This window comes from Aeromonas bivalvium, from assembly GCF_000819765.1.
In the GTDB taxonomy this organism is placed as follows: Bacteria; Pseudomonadota; Gammaproteobacteria; order Enterobacterales; family Aeromonadaceae; genus Aeromonas; species Aeromonas bivalvium.
Genome location: NZ_CDBT01000008.1, coordinates 309,400 through 325,831, shown reverse-complemented (window position 1 = coordinate 325,831; position 16,432 = coordinate 309,400). Strand labels below are relative to the sequence as shown.

At 63.2% G+C, this 16,432-nt stretch carries 10 protein-coding genes; 3 read left to right on the top strand and 7 right to left on the bottom strand.

Annotated elements, in window-relative coordinates:
• Positions 1-160: 160 nt before the first annotated feature.
• Positions 161-586, top strand: coding sequence for an Lrp/AsnC family transcriptional regulator (locus tag BN1119_RS02595; protein ID WP_041993430.1), 426 nt, complete (start codon positions 161-163; stop codon positions 584-586).
• 118 nt (positions 587-704) lie between these two features.
• On the opposite strand, the gene BN1119_RS02590 is transcribed toward BN1119_RS02595, so the two are convergent.
• A complete protein-coding gene (locus BN1119_RS02590) occupies positions 705-2,003 on the bottom strand; it encodes an HAAAP family serine/threonine permease (protein ID WP_041993427.1) in 1,299 nt (432 codons plus the stop codon).
• 475 nt (positions 2,004-2,478) lie between these two features.
• Between BN1119_RS02590 and BN1119_RS02585 the strand changes: the two genes are divergently transcribed.
• Both BN1119_RS02585 and BN1119_RS02580 read left to right on the top strand, forming a co-directional pair.
• On the top strand, positions 2,479-3,390 hold the full coding sequence (locus tag BN1119_RS02585) for a LysR family transcriptional regulator (RefSeq protein WP_041993424.1): 912 nt from the start codon (positions 2,479-2,481) through the stop codon (positions 3,388-3,390).
• Between the two features lie 95 nt (positions 3,391-3,485).
• Entirely contained in the window at positions 3,486-4,895 is a 1,410-nt protein-coding gene (locus BN1119_RS02580) for an MATE family efflux transporter (RefSeq protein WP_041993421.1), read from the top strand.
• On the opposite strand, the gene pdxY is transcribed toward BN1119_RS02580, so the two are convergent.
• From pdxY to dnaE, 6 genes are all read right to left on the bottom strand, one after another.
• A complete protein-coding gene (gene pdxY, locus BN1119_RS02575; RefSeq protein WP_041993418.1) occupies positions 4,892-5,752 on the bottom strand; it encodes a pyridoxal kinase PdxY in 861 nt (286 codons plus the stop codon). The two genes, BN1119_RS02580 and pdxY, sit on opposite strands and share 4 nt — an antisense overlap.
• A gap of 72 nt (positions 5,753-5,824) precedes the next feature.
• Positions 5,825-7,957 (bottom strand): lysine decarboxylase CadA, encoded by a 2,133-nt coding sequence (locus tag BN1119_RS02570; RefSeq protein WP_041993841.1) that lies wholly within the window; start codon positions 7,955-7,957, stop codon positions 5,825-5,827.
• 76 nt (positions 7,958-8,033) lie between these two features.
• A complete protein-coding gene (cadB, locus tag BN1119_RS02565) occupies positions 8,034-9,368 on the bottom strand; it encodes a cadaverine/lysine antiporter (protein ID WP_041993415.1) in 1,335 nt (444 codons plus the stop codon).
• 652 nt (positions 9,369-10,020) lie between these two features.
• Complete coding sequence (cadC, locus tag BN1119_RS02560; protein ID WP_041993412.1) at positions 10,021-11,544, bottom strand: lysine decarboxylation/transport transcriptional activator CadC; 1,524 nt, start codon at positions 11,542-11,544, stop codon at positions 10,021-10,023.
• A 403-nt stretch (positions 11,545-11,947) separates the two neighbouring features.
• Positions 11,948-12,898 carry an acetyl-CoA carboxylase carboxyl transferase subunit alpha gene (gene accA, locus BN1119_RS02555; protein WP_041993410.1) on the bottom strand — a complete coding sequence of 317 codons (951 nt, stop codon included), beginning with the start codon at positions 12,896-12,898 and terminating at the stop codon, positions 11,948-11,950.
• Between the two features lie 16 nt (positions 12,899-12,914).
• Positions 12,915-16,394, bottom strand: coding sequence for a DNA polymerase III subunit alpha (dnaE, locus tag BN1119_RS02550; RefSeq protein ID WP_041993407.1), 3,480 nt, complete (start codon positions 16,392-16,394; stop codon positions 12,915-12,917).
• Between the last annotated feature and the right edge of the window lie 38 nt (positions 16,395-16,432).

Below are 16,432 nucleotides of genomic sequence, written 5' to 3'. Positions count from 1 at the left end.
AATCCCTTGTCCGATGTGAGAATCGCCCACCATGTTAGGCCAAATCGGCGCGGCTGATAAGCCATCAAGCCGCCCCTTGGCGACGGCGAAGCGACGGTTGTCGCCGCCATTTCGTCGGCAGCGGATCGAACGCCCCCAACAGAGGCAACAAAGAGGCAAGGTGGACAGATACGACGAGAAGATGGTGGCCCTGCTGCAGCAGGATGGCCGCCTCAGCATCAGCAAGCTGGCCGAGGCGGTGGCCCTGTCCCGCTCGGCGGTGAGCGAGCGGCTCAAACGCCTGGAAGAACGGGGCATCATCCTGGGTTATCGCGCCGTGCTGGCCGAGCCAGAGGGGCAGATCAGCGCCTTCTTCGAACTCTGCTTTCGCACGCCCCGCTGCGAACAGTATGGCGCCCTCATCGGCCAGATCCCCGAGGTGCGCCTGTGTTACAGCATCAGTGGCGATACCGACATGCTGGTGCAGGTGAGGGTGGCCGGCATGGCGCGGCTCGAAGCCATCCGCCAGCAGCTGGAGGCCCTGCCCCAGCTCACCATGATCAAGACCCACACCATCCTCAGTGAACTGGTGGATCGTACCCGCTAAATCCGAGTCCCCATGGTCAGCCCCCATCCCCTTGTGAGTGAACGGGTGGCTCGTACCGCCAGGCTCCCCCTATGCACAAAGCCGCCCTGAGGCGGCTTTGTGCTACCCGAGACCAGGCTCAGAACAGCAGGGAGTAGAGGATCCCCGTCATGGCCAGCACCCCTATCAGGGTGACGAACAGGTTGCTCGGCTGGCCGGCAAACCTGGCCATGGCGGGCACCTTGCGGATGGCGTACATGGGCATCAGGAACAGCAGCATGGCGATGATGGGGCCACCAAGGGATTCAATCATGCCCAATATGCTGGGGTTGATGGTGGCCACGGCCCAGGTGGTCAGGATCATGAACAGGGCTGTGATGCGATCGAGCTGGGCCACTTCCAGTCGCTTGCCGCGCTCGCGCAGGGTCTTCACCATCAGGCCGTTGAACCCCTCCTTCGCTCCCAGATAATGACCGAGGAAGGACTTGCTGATGGCGACCATGGCGATGAGGGGGGCCAGGGTGGCGATCACCGGGTTGTCGAAGTGGTTCGCCAGGTAGGAGAGGATGGAGATGTTCTGCTCCTTGGCCGCCAGCAAGTCGGCGGGGGAGAGGGCCAGCACGCAGCTGAACACGAAGAAGAGCACGCTGACCACCATCATGATGTGGCTGCCGAGCAGGATGCGGTTGCACTTGCCATCCGCCCGCTCCCCGTAGCGCCGCTTATTGTCCACCGCGAAGGAGGAGATGATGGGAGAGTGGTTGAAGGAGAACACCATCACGGGGATCGCCAGCCAGAGCGTCTTGATGAAGTCACCGCCAAAGGCCTCGGACAGGGGGGGCGCCTCGCTGATGATGGCACCGTTCCAGTGAGGCACCAGATAGAGGGCCAGCCCCATCAGGGCGATGACGAAGGGGAAGACCAGCACGCTCATCGCCTTGACGATGAAGTGGCCCCCCAGGCGCACCACGGCCATCAGGGCGAGGATCAGCCCCAGGGCCAGCAGGGCCCGCGGCGGCGGTGTCATCCCCAGCTGGTGCACCATCAGGCTCTCCACCGTGTTGGTGATGGCCACCGCGTACATCAGCAGGATAGGGTAGATGGCGAAGAAGTAGAGCAGGGTGATGAGCTTGCCCGCCGTCTTGCCGAAGTGCTCCTCGACCACCTCTGTGATGTCCCCCTCCCGGGTCGAGCCGGAGAGGACGAAGCGGTTGAGGCCACGGTGGGCGAAGAAGGTCAGCGGCAGGGCCAGCAGCGTCATGGCCAGCAGTGGCCAGAGGCCGCCCACGCCGGCATTGATGGGCAGAAACAGGGTGCCGGCACCGATGGCGGTACCATAGAGTCCCAGCATCCACACCAGATCGGCCCTGTTCATGCCGCTGGCGCGCGCCCCCTGACGTGGCAGGCCGGCCTCTACTGCAATATTCATCTCGGACATGGGTCTTTCCTGTAGTTTGACAATCGAAATCTGGCACATGGCATACGCCGCCTCGTTCCGACTCCCTGGAACCCTGTCTCCCCCCTGGATACTGCCCGCGTCCCGATCTGGGCCTATCGCGGCAACATGCTGGCAACGGCGGGGGCGCGCAGACGGGTCAGCTCCCATCGGCCGCTCGGGTCATTCACATCCCGTTAACCCCTGCCATGTCTATGGGGTCACTGTAAATTAAACGCCCGGCCAAACAATAGATAAATTTTAAAGATTCAACAAAAGTTTGACCTAAATCGTGTTTCCGGTGCCCAGGTTCACACTCCTGCCCCGAACTTGTAAAACCGGGGTAAACCGAAGGCCGCTCCCAGAGGCCATGGCCGCCGGGCGTTAACAAGGTGTTTGCATCTTGCGCTTGGTGCGCCCGATTGTGCGCCGCCCTGCCCTGGCGTACCCTGTTCTCCCCACTTTTCGCTGGATCAACATGGCCATCACCCGCACCGATCTTGCCGAGCTGGCGGTGTTTGCCGCCGTCGCCCGCCACCAGAGCTTCAGCAAGGCCGCCCTCGAACTCGGGGTCTCGGCCTCCGCCCTCAGCCACAGCCTCAAGGGGCTGGAGACCCGGCTGGGGATCCGCCTGCTCAATCGCAGCACCCGGGCCGTGGTGCCCACCGAGGCGGGCCAGCGGCTGCTCGTGGGGTTGCTGCCCACCCTCACCACCCTGGAGGAGGCCCTGGCGGAACTGACCCGCCACGGCGACGAACCTGTGGGGCGCCTCAAGATCAGCGCCCCCCGCAGCGCCATCGACGAACTGCTGACCCCGGTGCTCATCGACTATCTGGCGCTGTATCCGCGCATGCAGGTGGAGGTGGTGGAGCAGGAGCTGATGCCGCGCCTCATCGAGGATGGTTATGACGCCGCCATCTTCTATGGCGACCTGCTGCCCAAGGAGATGATCGCCGTGCCCATCGGGCCGCCCCAACGCTACCTGGTGGTGGGCTCCCCCGCCTATCTGGCCGAGCACGGCACGCCGCAACACCCCAGGGATCTGGCGCGCCATGCCTGCATCGGCTATCGGCTGACCCCCTCCCACCACTACCGCTGGGCCTTTGCCGGGGAAGAGGGAAGCCTACTGGAGATAGAGGTGAGCGGGCCGCTGACCGCCAGCTCCCCCTCTCTCTATCTGGGGGCGGCCGAGGCGGGTCTGGGGTTGGCCTACTGTCTGGAGGAGGAGGTGAGCGCCCCCCTGGCGGCGGGTCGGCTGGTGGCCGTGCTGACTCCCTGGAGCCCCACCTTCGCCGGTTTTCACCTCTTCTATCCCAGTCGCCATCAACTGAGCAGGGGACTGCGCGCCCTGATCGACCTGCTCAAGGCCCGCCAGGTGGCCAATTACTGAAAATTACTCAGCAATTCATTAAATAAAAACCGGATTATCAAAGAAAAGCGATCAATCTAGACTGTCAGCTCGATGATTGCCGCGAGATAAGTCTTATGTCCGCCCATGTCAGCCTGCGTCAGCGGGCCATGATCCGCCGTTTCTGGGGCCAGGCCCTCCCCTCCATCCTCGCCATGCTGGTCTCGGGTGCCTACTACCTGATCGATGGCATCTTCGTCGGTCACTACGTGGGGGCCTCGGGTCTGGCCGGGATCAACCTGGTCTATCCGGTCATCATGGTGCTGATCGGCCTCGCCGCCATGGTCAGCATGGGCACGGCCACCGCCATCTCCTTCCAGCAAGGGGCCAGGCAGCCGGGATTGGCCCGCCAGGCGCTGGTCAACGGACTCTGGCTGCTGCTGATCCTGGGCACGGTAGCGCCGCTGCTGCTGCACCACTGGCACACCGACATCCTGCTGGCCCTGGGCATGGAGCAGGGCAGCGAGACCTGGCGCCAGGCCAGCGACTACCTCGGCTGGATAGGGGGCGGCACCCTGCTGCTGGCCAGCAACCTGGCGGTGCCCTATCTGCTGCGCAACGACGGCCGTCCCCGCCTCGCCATGGTGCTGGTGAGCGGCGGCGCCCTCCTCAACATCATCCTCAACTACATCATGGTCGGCCGGCTAGGGCTGGGACTGATAGGAACGGCCCAGGCCACCCTCATCTCGGAAGGAGTGGTGAGCCTGCTGGGTCTGGGCTACTTCTTCACTCCCTACGCCAGGCTGCGCCTTGGCTGGCACCAGCTCCTGCCCAGGGCGCGGCTCATGCCAGGACTGCTGTTCACCGGCCTGCCGAGCCTGATCGCCCAGTTCAACCTCGGCCTGCTGCTGTTGCTGCACAACCTCCAGCTGATGGTGTACGGCTCGGTCAAGGATCTGGCGGGCTTTACCGTGGCCGGTTACACAGAGGCGGTGTTCATCGTGATCCTGCAGGGGCTGGCGTTTGGCATCCAGCCCCTCATCAGCCAGGCGGCGGGGGGCGGTCGCCATCGGGATCTGAGCTTCCTGATGGCCATGGGGCTCAAAGTGACGCTGATCTACGGGGTGGCGGTCTGGCTGCTGGTCCAGCTGCTGCCGCGCCAGGTGGCCATGCTCTACACCGGCAGCCAGGATGGCGAGCTGCTCGCGGCCGCCGTTCGCAGCCTGACCCTGAACCTGGGGGCCATTCCCCTGGAGGGGGTCATCATGTTCGGCATAGTGCTGCTGCAATCCATGACCCGCACCCGCCAGGCCCTGCTCATCTCGGTGGCCAAGACTCTGCTGTTGCTGCCGCTGATCTTCTGGCTGCCGCTCCAGTGGGGCCGGGACGGCGTGCTGCTGGCCCAGCCCGTCACCGTGCTGTTGCTGACCCCGCCGCTGTGCTGGCTGCTGTGGCGTGAATGGCGCCGCCTCAAGGAGGCCGATGCCCCGCTGGCAAGGCCAGGTCCCGCCCTCCCCCGCCGGGAACAGGTACTCGATCGTACCTAAAGCCGGCTGGCACGGATGCGGATCTCGGGCTCGGCCAGCGCCTGCTGGGCGGCCACCAGTTGCAGCTCGCCAGCCCCCGCCAGCCAGGTCTGGGCCAGCACGGCATCGACGCTGGCGTTGGTGCGCTCGAACGCCGTCACCGGATCAAACCCCGCCAGCAGATTGGCCAGCAGGGTGGCGCTCAGCAGGTCTCCGACGCCTATGGGGTGGCGGGCAAAGGGGTAGAGAGGGCGAGCGATATGAAAAGCCCCCGCCTCGCACACCAGCAACATCTCGAAGCGGTCCGCGGCAAAGCCCGCTCTGCAAAGGTGCTTGACCATCAGGATCTTCACCCCCTGCTCCCTCAGCTGCTGACAGGCCGCCAGGGCCTGGGGCACATTGCGGATCTCCCGGCCGATGAGCTGTTCCAGCTCCAGCAGATTGGGGGCCAGCATATCGGCGCAAGGCAGCGCCCGAGCCTTGAAAAAATCGGCGACGCCGGGGGCCACCACGCACCCCTTGTCCGGATCCCCCATGACGGGGTCGCAGAAATAGATAGCGTTGGGATTGAGCGCCTTGAGGTGGGCCACCGCCGCCAGGATCTCCTCCCCCTGCTCGGCCGAGCCGAGATAGCCGCTCAAGATCCCGTCGCACTGTCCCAGCACACCTATGTCGGCAAGCCCCGTCATCAGCGCACTGATGTGGCCATCCGGCATCCGCATTCCCTGCCAGCCTGCCTTGTACTGGGTATGGTTGGAGAACTGCACCGTATTGACGGGCCACACCTCTACGCCTAGGCGACGCATGGGAAACACGGCGGCGCCATTGCCGGCACAACCAAATACCACGTGGGACTGGATGGATAACACTCGTTTCATGACAAGCACCCATGACAATGAATAGATAACGCAGGCAAAAACGGGCCTTGCGGCCCGTTGTGTCACTCTCGCTTAACGCAGCACCTTGACGGTGTAGCTGCCATCGGCCTGACGATAGAGGCCGTGGATGTCGGTCTCGAAACCCGGATAGTGGGCACCGATTTCGCACAGCATCTCGAGGAACTCCAGCACCGGCTGGGAGTCAGCCGTCACCATCTCCCCCGGCAGCACCAGGGGCACTCCCGGCGGGTAGGGCAGGATCATGTTGGCGCTGACGCGATTCACCATGTCCCGCAGGGGCACCTCCTCCACCTTGCCCGCCAGCTCCTGCTGCCAGGCGGCGTGGGGGGGCATGGTCATCTCGGGCAGCACGTCGAACGCCTTGAACATCAACTCAGGCAGACGGTACTTGCAGGTCAGCTCGTGAATGCGCTGGGCCAGCTCCTGGATGCGCATCCCTTCGTAGAAGCCCGGATCTTCGCGATACAGGCTCGGCAGTATGCTCTTGATGGTCAGGTTCAGGTCGTAGCCGCGCTTGAACTCGGTCAGGGCGCGCAGCAGCTGCATCGCCTTGGACTGATCGATCCCGATGGAGAAGAGGAACAGCAGGTTGTAGGGACCTGTCTTCTCCACCACTATGCCGCGCTCGTCCAGGAACTTGGAGACCAGGGAGGCGGGGATGCCGCGCTCCAGCAGCTGGCCGTCGCGACCCATGCCCGGGGTCAGCAGGGTCACCTTGATGGGATCCAGGTACATGTGGTCGTCATCAATGTCCTTGAAGCCGTGCCAGTCATCCTTGGGATCCAGCTTCCAGCACTCGACGGTGTCGATGTCGTCCGGCTGCCAGACGTCGAAGAACCAGCCTTCGCTCTGCTCGCGCAGGCGCTTGATCTCTTTACGGAAAGAGATGGCCCGCTCGATGGAGTCCTTGATGAGGCGCTTGCCGCTGTTGCCCCGCATCATGGCGGCGGATATCTCGGTGGAGGCCACTATGCCGTATTGCGGCGAGGTGGAGGTGTGCATCATGAAGGCTTCGTTGAAGGTCTCCTCCTCCACGTCCCCCTTGATGTGGATCATCGAGGCCTGGGAGAAGGCCGCCAGCAGCTTGTGGGTGGACTGGGTCTCGTAGAACACCTTGCCCGGCATGGCCTCGCCGCTCATGCCGCACTTGCCCTCATAAATCGGGCTGAAGTTGGTGTAGGGCACCCAGGCACTGTCGAAGTGGATGTAAGGGGTGTCCAGCGCCTCCTTGATGAAGCCGGTGTTGTAGAGCAGGCCGTCGTAGGTGGAGTTGGTCACCACGGCGTAGCGCGGCATCTGGGCACCCGGGGTGGCGGCCACCTTGGCGGCTATGGTGTCGCGGCTGAATTCGCTTTGCGGAATGCCCCCCAGAATGCCGTAGGCGTTGCGGGTCGGGCGAAAATAGATCGGCGTCACGTCGTTCATCATCATCAGGTGAGTGAGGGACTTGTGGCAGTTGCGATCCACCAGCACGGTACTGCCCGCCGGCGCCGAGTACATGCCGACTATCTTGTTGGCGGTGGAGGTGCCGTTGGTGACTATGTAGGAGCGATCGGCGTTGAAGGTGCGGGCGATGTACTCTTCGGCCTCCTTGTGGGGACCCGAGTGATCCAGCAGGGAGCCCAGCTCCGGCATGGAGATGGAGACGTCCGCCTTGAAGGCATTGGGGCCGTAGAAGTCATAGAAGAGGCTGCCGGCCGGGCTCATCTGGAAGGCGGTCCCCCCCATGTGACCCGGGGTACAGAAGGTGTACTTGCCCTCTTCCACGTACTTGAACAGCGCCTTGGTGAACGGCGGCAGTATGGCGTCCTGATACGCCTGGGTGGCCTGGCCCATCTTGAGGGCGATGTCGTCGGCCATGCCGAGACGGTACTCGAAGAAGTGGACGTTCAGACGCAAGTCGGTCAGGTGAATGTCCAGGGTGGACTGGTCGTTGGCGAAGGCGAAGATCGGCAGCTTCTCGTTGCGATCGTGGATCTCCTTGCAAAGCCCCAGGGAGTATTTGTCCCAGTCGAAGATGGCGCCGCAGACGCGAGGGTTCTTCTCGATGAGCTTGAGCAAGTCGGCCACGTCGACCGGGTAGACGACCTCGAAGCCCTTGCGCTCGAGGGAGGCTTGCAGCTGACGGATGGGTTCTTCTTTGAAGAAAACGCCCAGGTGGTTGAGGATGGCAATGATGTTCATCTTGATGCTCCACACGTGAAGAGGCGCTCTCCATCAGGGATGGTGAGTGAAGAGCGCATGGAAAAGGAAAAGGGGATCAGTGGCTGGCTTGTTCTTTGAGCAGGGCGTCGTGCTGACACAGACCCTGTTTCTTGGCGTAGAACATCAGGATGATGAGCGACACCACGAAGGTAGCTGTGAGGTTGGAACCCTGGGCCCCCATCAGGGCCACCAGGCAGAAGACGCAGGCCACACCGGAGAAGATCATGGTGCCCATGCTGCGGGAGGTCATGCCCTCGAAACGGATGAGGTTAATGCTGGAGTAGAAGTAGGGCAGCATGGTCAGCAGCACAGCATCCGTGGTCAGCACGTTGAACAAGTCGGCGGCGTGGGCGGAGTGGGAGGTGAAGGCGGTCAGCACCACCATCAGCGCCGTCATCTTGAGGGAGCCGAGGATCAACCCCTTCTTGGCCACGCCGTTCTTGTCCACTTCGCCGTAGATCTTCGGGAAGTTGCCGTCGTTGGCGGCGCGCTTGCCCGCCTCGCCCACCAGCATCATCCAGGAGCCCAGGGAGGTGAAACAGGCCAGGGCGGTAAAGGCAGACACGAAGGGAGCTGACCAGTCACCAAAGATGGCGGAGGAGGCCATGGCGAACGGCGCGCCGGAAGCCGCCACTTCCCCGGCCGGGAACATGCCGCCGATCACCTGGGTGGAGAGTATGTAGATGACACCGGCGATGCCGGTACCCAGCATGGTGGCAAGGGGAACGGTGCGCTTGGGATCCTTCACCATGCCCGAGGAGACCGCGGCAGACTCGACGCCGACGAAGGACCAGAGGCAGATCAGCACGGCACTGATCACCGCATGCAGATCGCTGCCGCTGGTGGTGTTCCAGTTCTGGCGGTAGAGCTCGGGGTCGAAGTGGCCCCAGCCGATCAGGGCTGTGCCCACCACGGGCAGCAGGATCAGCACCAGACCCAGGGTACAGAGCCGGCTCACCCAGCTGCCGCCAAGCAGGTTGACCAGGGTAAAGATCCAGACCGCGGCTATGGTGGCGACCGATGCCGGTATGGGGTCATTGAGGATGGGGAAGAAGACCGAGAGGTAGGAGACCCCTGTGATGGCGATGGCCAGGTTGCCTATCCAGTTGGCGTGGTAGTAGAGCACGCCGGTCTGGAAGCCGAACACAGGAGAGATCTCGCCGGCGTAGGCGATGGGGCCTCCCTCTTGCGGGTTCTTGGTGGCGAGGCGGGCGAAGACGAAGGCCAGGCCCATGGCGCCCACCAGGCAGATGGCCCAGCTGAACACAGAAATGGAACCTATGGTGGCCAGGGCCGAAGGCAGCAGCGCGATGCCGCTCCCCATCATGTTGCCGGCCACCACACCTGTACAGGCGATGAGGCCGATCTTCTTGCTCGTATCGAGGGACATAAGATCTCCGGGGCAGTGAAAGGTCGGGGCATCCCATGCACTACTGGGCAGCACCCCGCCAACGAATGGCCACAGACTAGGCCTCTGCCCCCCGGAAAACATAAGGAACCGCTAACGGATAAAAATATGAGCCGTTTTTTTTCGCTGCCTCGCAGCCATTAAAAAACACATTTAAAAACAGAGCCTTGAGAGCATTCTCGCCAGCAGCTTGATAAAACCTTGATATCCGGCAATCTGGTTTTCGCCCCTTGATCACTCCCTTATCCGGCCCCCTTGATGTTTTTCCCGGGACACACCCGAGAGAAAGGGACTCTCATAGCGCCACCCTCCCCTTGTGGGCATCCAAACGCCCTCTGAGCCATGACGTGGCCGCTCATCCCTATCCGGCCAGCAATAAGACAGTGGCAACCCTCGACGTGGCAGCAAACCTCAGCGGCCATACTCTGTTTCCGACAATGGGCAGGCCATAGCCACATTCACGGTGAGATAGCGTGGTGAACAGCAGGAAACAAATCAGGCTGCGCCAAAACTGGCTATTCAAGCTGGCGGACAAGCAGGATTGAGACAGGCAGAAACGACACAGGCCGCCCGAAGGCAGCCTGTGCAAGGGGCTGGCCACAGAACCGCCCGAAAGGAGACAAGGGCCCCAGTGTTAGAAGAGCTTCACCTTGCTCTGGCCCAGCCCATTGAACAGGGCGGGAGTCAGGGTCTCCATGTTGCTGTAAAAACCCAGTTGCTGGCAGAGCAGATAGGTCTGCTCGGTCGCCTCCATCAGGAAGGCCTGACTGTAGGCATCCCCCGCCGCCTCGGGGCGACCGTCCAGCTCCGCCAGCTTGCCCTGCAATATGTAATAGAGCACGGAGCGGCCCCGGCTGGCGGCCCGCGCCAGCAGATAGCCGGCCTGTTGCGGCTGCCCCCCCAGGATGGCCTGCAGGGTCAGCGCCTCCCACACCCGGGCGGGCAGTGGCCCCTCCCCCCGTACCAGGACGGCGAGGCGGCTGCCTGTCTCCAGCAGACGATCGCTCTCGGACTTGCCCGCCAGGGTCGCCAGCGCCTCGCCGGCCAGATAGCGCTCCGCCAGCAGCAGGGGCTGATCGGGCTGACTGGCGAGGGCCTGGTCGAGCAGCACTATGCCGCGCCTGAGGGCCACGGGATCCCGGCTGTTGATGTAGTAGCGCGCCTCCATCATGGCCATCAGGGAGGCGTCATCGGTGGGCCAGCCCATGCCGGGCACCACCTCGGGCCTGTCCAGGGCGCGCAGCAGATCCTGACTGCTCGCCTGCAAGACCTGGTGCACCTTGTGGCGGCTGAGCTGGTACTGCTGACTGAACAGCACCCGGTTGGTGTTGAGGTTGCGGTACTCCAGATCCAGATAGGTGCCCCGTGGCTGGCGGCTGACCCGTACGCTCAGCTCCTTGCCGGGCAGTATGCCCCCCGTCGGGTTGGTGGCGCCGTACTGCACCCGCAGCGCCGTGGCGGCCGCCACCTCCCCCATCAGGGCACGGGTGATGCCGTCGGCCAGGCGCACGTTCTCGTTATTGCCATCCATGCCGGCGTGGAAGCGAAACACCAGCAGATGGGGATCCAGCATGGCGCGCACCCTGGGGCTGGCCCCCTGATAACTGAGCAGGCTCACCATGGCGATCAGCACCAGGACCACGAAGAGATCGAAGCCAAACATCCTGGCGCGGCTGCGGGGATCCTTGGCCCGAGCCGAGATGGCGCGGGTCAGGGGCCCGGCCGGGAAGGGGGCCGGGCCAGGCGGCGCAGGCTCGGCACAGGCCGATGGGGCCTGCATGGGCGGCAACGCCGCCGCAGGGGCTCCATCATCGGCCGCCCCCTGGGAGAGCGGCGGGACCGTTCGCACCGGCGCCACCAGCTTGTAGCCCCGTTTTGGCACTGTGACGATATAGTCGGTCGCGTCGGGGCGGCCGTCTTTCAAGAGTTTGCGCAACTCGAAGATGGACTGGGTCACCACCTGATCGGTCACCTCGGCGCCATCCCACACCTCGTCGATGAGGCAGTCGCGGCCGAACACAGTGCCGGCATGGCGGGCCAGAAAGCGCAGCAGGTTGACCAGCCTGGGTTCGAGGTAGACCTCGCGGTCGGGGCGACACAGCAGGTTGTCATCCACCTTCAGGGTCCAGTCATGGATCTCAATAACCGATTCGCTCATGGTTCACTCGCAGCAGATGAAGAGAAGGCCAGATGCGAGTGGCACACACCCTGAGTGGTCGACGAGGCAGGATCTTGGCAAAGAGGGTCTGCCGCAGGGTGGGCGCCTCCTTGCATCAGAGTGGGCGGGCCACTCGGTTTGGGTCTGCGGGCATCCTTGCGGGTCTTCCAATCGGTGAGATCGGAAGGGGGAATACTGTAAGCAAAGCGGGCGCCAGAACCCACCTCTTTTGCCCACCAATCACCGCTGAATTGATCCAAGAAGGGGTTTTGGCAGACAGTGCCGGCAGATATAGTGCTGGCAGATAGCCATGTGGGCAGGATTTTCATCCGGGCAGCCAACCCCGAAAACAAGAAGGCCCCCGCATTGCGGGGGCCTTCGACAGCGCCAGGACGGCGAGGGCTTAGCAGTAGCCGTAGCCCAGCAGACGCTGGTAGCGCTGCTCCAGCAATTGCTCGCTGTCCAGGGGGCGCAGGGCCTCGAGATCCTGCTTGATGCGGGCCTTGAGGCGCTCGGCCATCAGGGGCACGTCGCGGTGGGCGCCGCCGAGGGGCTCCTCGACGATGCTGTCGATGAGTTTGAGCTCCTTGAGGCGCTGGGCGGTGATGCCCATGGCATCGGCGGCCACCGGCGCCTTGTCGGCGCTCTTCCACAGGATGGAGGCGCACCCTTCCGGCGAGATGACGGAGTAGGTGGAGTATTGCAGCATGTTGACCCGATCGCCGACGCCGATGGCCAGGGCGCCGCCGGATCCGCCTTCCCCTATCACGGTGCAGACCACGGGCACGGTCAGACCGGCCATCACTTTCAGGTTGCGGGCGATGGCCTCGGACTGGCCGCGCTCCTCGGCGCCCACGCCGGGGTAGGCACCCGGGGTGTCGATGAAGGTGATGATCGGCATCTTGAAGCGCTCGGCCATCTCCATCAGGCGCATGGCCTTGCGGTACCCTTCCGGGCGCGGCATGCCGAAGTTGCGCTTGATCTTCTCCTTGGTCTCGCGACCCTTCTGGTGACCGATGATCATCACGGGCTCGCCGTCGAGACGGGCGATGCCGCCGACGATGGCCTTGTCATCGGCGTAGGCGCGATCCCCGGCCAGTTCGTCGAAGTCGGTGAAGATCTGCTCGATGTAGTCGAAGGTGTAGGGACGCTGAGGATGACGCGCCATCTGGGACACCTGCCAGGCACCCAGATCGCCGAAGATCTTCTTGGTCAGCTCTTCGTTTTTCTTCTCCAGCCGACGAATGTCCTCATTGAGATCGACGGCACTGTTGTGCTCACTCACATGGCGGAGTTCATCGATCTGCGCCTGCAACTCGGCAATCGGCTGTTCAAAATCCAGAAAAAGACTCATAGGGCCTATAGATCCTCTAATCAAAAACCAATTCCACCCGCTCTCGTCCCAGCAGGACGCGCAAGTCATCTATCAGTTGATCGGTGGGCGTCACCCGCCACTCGGTACCAAGGGTCAGTCGCACCCGGGAGCCGGGGCGCCGATAGTGTACCTGAACCGGACAGACTCCGGCACGGGCGGGTTCCAAAATCTCGTTAAAACGCTGAAAAAAGCGTTCATCTATCCGTTGTTCGTCGAGGAAGATGCGGATCGCTCTGGCGAATCGTTCCCTCGCATCGTTGATATCCAGTACTTCACGGGCCGACATTTTAAGGCCACCGGAGAAGTCATCAAAGCTGACCTGTCCAGAAACCACCAAAATACGGTCTTTTTGCATCAATTCTTCGTACTTTTCCAGCGCTTCGCTGAACAGGGTCACGTCCAGACGCCCGGATCTGTCGTCCAGGGTGAAGATCCCCATCTTGTTGCCGCGCTTGGTCACCATGCTGCGGGCCGCGATCACCAGCCCCGCCGCCGTGGTCACCGTATCCCGGGAGGTGGGGTGCAGGTCGCACAACCGCCCCGACGTATAGCGACGCAGCTCGCCGCTGTACTGGTTGATGGGGTGACCGGTGAGATAGAGGCCCAGGGTCTCCCGTTCCCCCTCCAGCCAGACCTTGTCCGGCCAGTGGGGCACGTTGGCGAACGCCTTCTTGACGTCGTCTATCTCCTGGGTCAGTACCCCGAACATGTCCACCTGACCGAACGCCTGGGCCTTGGCATGCTGCTCGGCGGCGCGCATGGCTTCTTCCAGGGTCGCCATCAGGGCGGCGCGGTGGGGGCCGAGCCGGTCCATGGCGCCGGAGTAGATGAGTTTTTCCATCACCCGCTTGTTGATCTTCTTGATGTCGACCCGGTTGCAGAAGTCGAACAGATCCCGGAAGGGGCCGTCCTGATCCCGGGCGCTGAGGATGGCGTCGATAGGGCCTTCCCCCACCCCCTTCACCGCACCTATGCCGTAGACGATGTGGCCGTCCTCGTTGACGCTGAAGCGATAGCGGCCCGTGTTCACGTCCGGCGGTATCACGGTGAGCCCCATGCGCTGACACTCGTCCACCAGCGTCACTATCTTGTCGGTGTTGTCCATGTCGGCGGTCATCACCGCCGCCATGAACTCGGCCGGGAAGTGGGTCTTGAGCCAGAGGGTCTGGTAGGAGACCAGGGCATAGGCGGCGGAGTGAGACTTGTTGAAGCCGTAACCGGCGAATTTCTCCACCAGATCGAAGATCTTCATCGCTAGCTCGCCGTCGACGCCGTTCTTGACCGCCCCCTCCTCGAAGCCGGCCCGCTGCTTGGCCATCTCCTCGGGTTTCTTCTTGCCCATGGCCCGGCGCAGCATGTCCGCGCCACCCAGGGTGTAGCCCGCCAGAGTCTGGGCTATCTGCATCACCTGCTCCTGGTAGAGGATGATGCCGTAGGTGGGCTCGAGTATGGGTTTGAGACTCTCGTGCTGCCACTTCTCGTCCGGGTAGGAGATGGCTTCTTTACCGTGCTTTCGCTCGATGAAGTTGTCCACCATGCCGGACTGGAGCGGGCCCGGACGGAACAGGGCCACCAGGGCGATCATGTCTTCGAAGCAGTCGGGCTGCAGCCGCTTGATGAGATCCTTCATGCCGCGGGATTCGAGCTGGAACACCGCCGTGGTCTCGAAGCGCTGCAACAGGTCGAACGATTTCTTGTCGTCGATGGGGATGGCGGCGATGTCGACCGGCGGCTTGCCCTCCTTGGCCAGGCGCGGGTTTATCATGCCAAGGGCCCAGTCGATGATGGTGAGCGTTCGCAGCCCCAGGAAGTCGAACTTCACCAGGCCGGCGTACTCCACGTCGTTCTTGTCGAACTGGGTGACCGGGTGCTGGCCCTCGCTGTCGCAATAGAGGGGCGCAAAATCGGTGATCTTGGTGGGGGCTATCACCACGCCACCGGCGTGTTTACCAGCGTTGCGGGTGATCCCCTCCAGTCGGCGGGCCATGTCGATGAGGTCTTTCACCTCCTCGTCCTGCTCGTAGAGCTCCGGCAGCTTGGGCTCGGCCTCGAACGCCTTGGCCAGGGTCATGCCGGGATCCGGCGGAATGAGCTTGGAGATGCGATCCACGAAGCCGTAGGGGTGACCCAGCACCCTTCCTACGTCCCGCACCACCGCCTTGGCCGCCATGCTGCCGAAGGTGATGATCTGGGACACCGCATCCCGGCCATACATGTCGGCCACGTGGTCGATCACCTCGTCCCGTCGGTCCATGCAGAAATCGACGTCGAAGTCGGGCATGGAGACCCGCTCGGGGTTCAGAAAACGTTCGAACAGCAGATCAAACTCGAGCGGATCCAGGTCGGTGATCTTGAGGGCATAGGCCACGAGCGATCCCGCCCCCGAGCCCCGGCCCGGCCCCACCGGGATGCCGTTGTCCTTGGACCACTGGATAAACTCCATCACGATGAGGAAGTAACCGGGGAAGCCCATCTGGTTGATCACCTTGAGCTCGATGTCGAGACGCTCGTCATACTCGGGACGGCGCTCGGCCCGTACCGCCGGATCCGGGAACAGAAACGCGAGACGCTCCTCCAGCCCTTCCTTCGATTTCATCACCAGGAACTCTTCCGTGGTCATGTCGCCGGTGGGGAAGTTGGGCAGAAAATATTCCCCCAGGCGCACGGTCACGTTGCAGCGCTTGGCGATCTCCACCGTGTTCGCCAACGCCTCCGGGATGTCGGCGAAGAGCTCCAGCATCTCGGCCTGGCTGCGCAGATACTGCTTGGGGCTGTAGTTGCGCGGCCGGCGCTTGTCCGCCAGGGTGTAGCCGTCATGGATGGCGACCCGGATCTCGTGGGCATCGAAGTCTTCGGCCTCGAGGAATACCACCTCGTTGGTGGCCACCACCGGCAGGTCGAACTCGGTGGCGATCGCCACCGCCATGTGCAGGTAGACCTCCTCATCCGGGCGCTCGGTGCGCAGCAGCTCCAGATAGTAGGCATCGGGGAAGTGCTGGCGGTAGAAGGCGAGACAGGACTCCGTCATCTGCCGGTTGCCCTTGAGCAGGAACTTGCCCACGTCCCCCTCGCGGCCGCCGGACAGCACTATGACCCCCTTGGCGTGCTCGCCAAGCCAGCCCTTGTCGATGACGGGCTTGTCCTGGACATGGCCGCGCTGATAGGCCCGGGAGATGAGCAGTGTGATGTTCTGGTAGCCCTCGTTGTCCATGGCCAGCAGGGTGAGGCGAAACAGCTCGTCGCCAAGCTCCTGGCTCTGCACCCAGAAGTCGGCCCCGACGATGGGCTTGATCCCCTTGCCGTGGGCCGTGCCGTAGAAGCGCACCAGGCCGCACATGTTGACCTGATCGGTCAGGGCCAGGGCGCCCTGGCCATCGGCGGCGGCGGCGGCCACGATGGGGCCTATCTTCTGCAGGCCGTCGACCATGGAGAAATCGGAATGCACGCGCAGATGGATAAAGCTAGGCTCGGCCATGGTCACCTCTTGGGTTGGCGGAAGAGAGAGTCAATTGC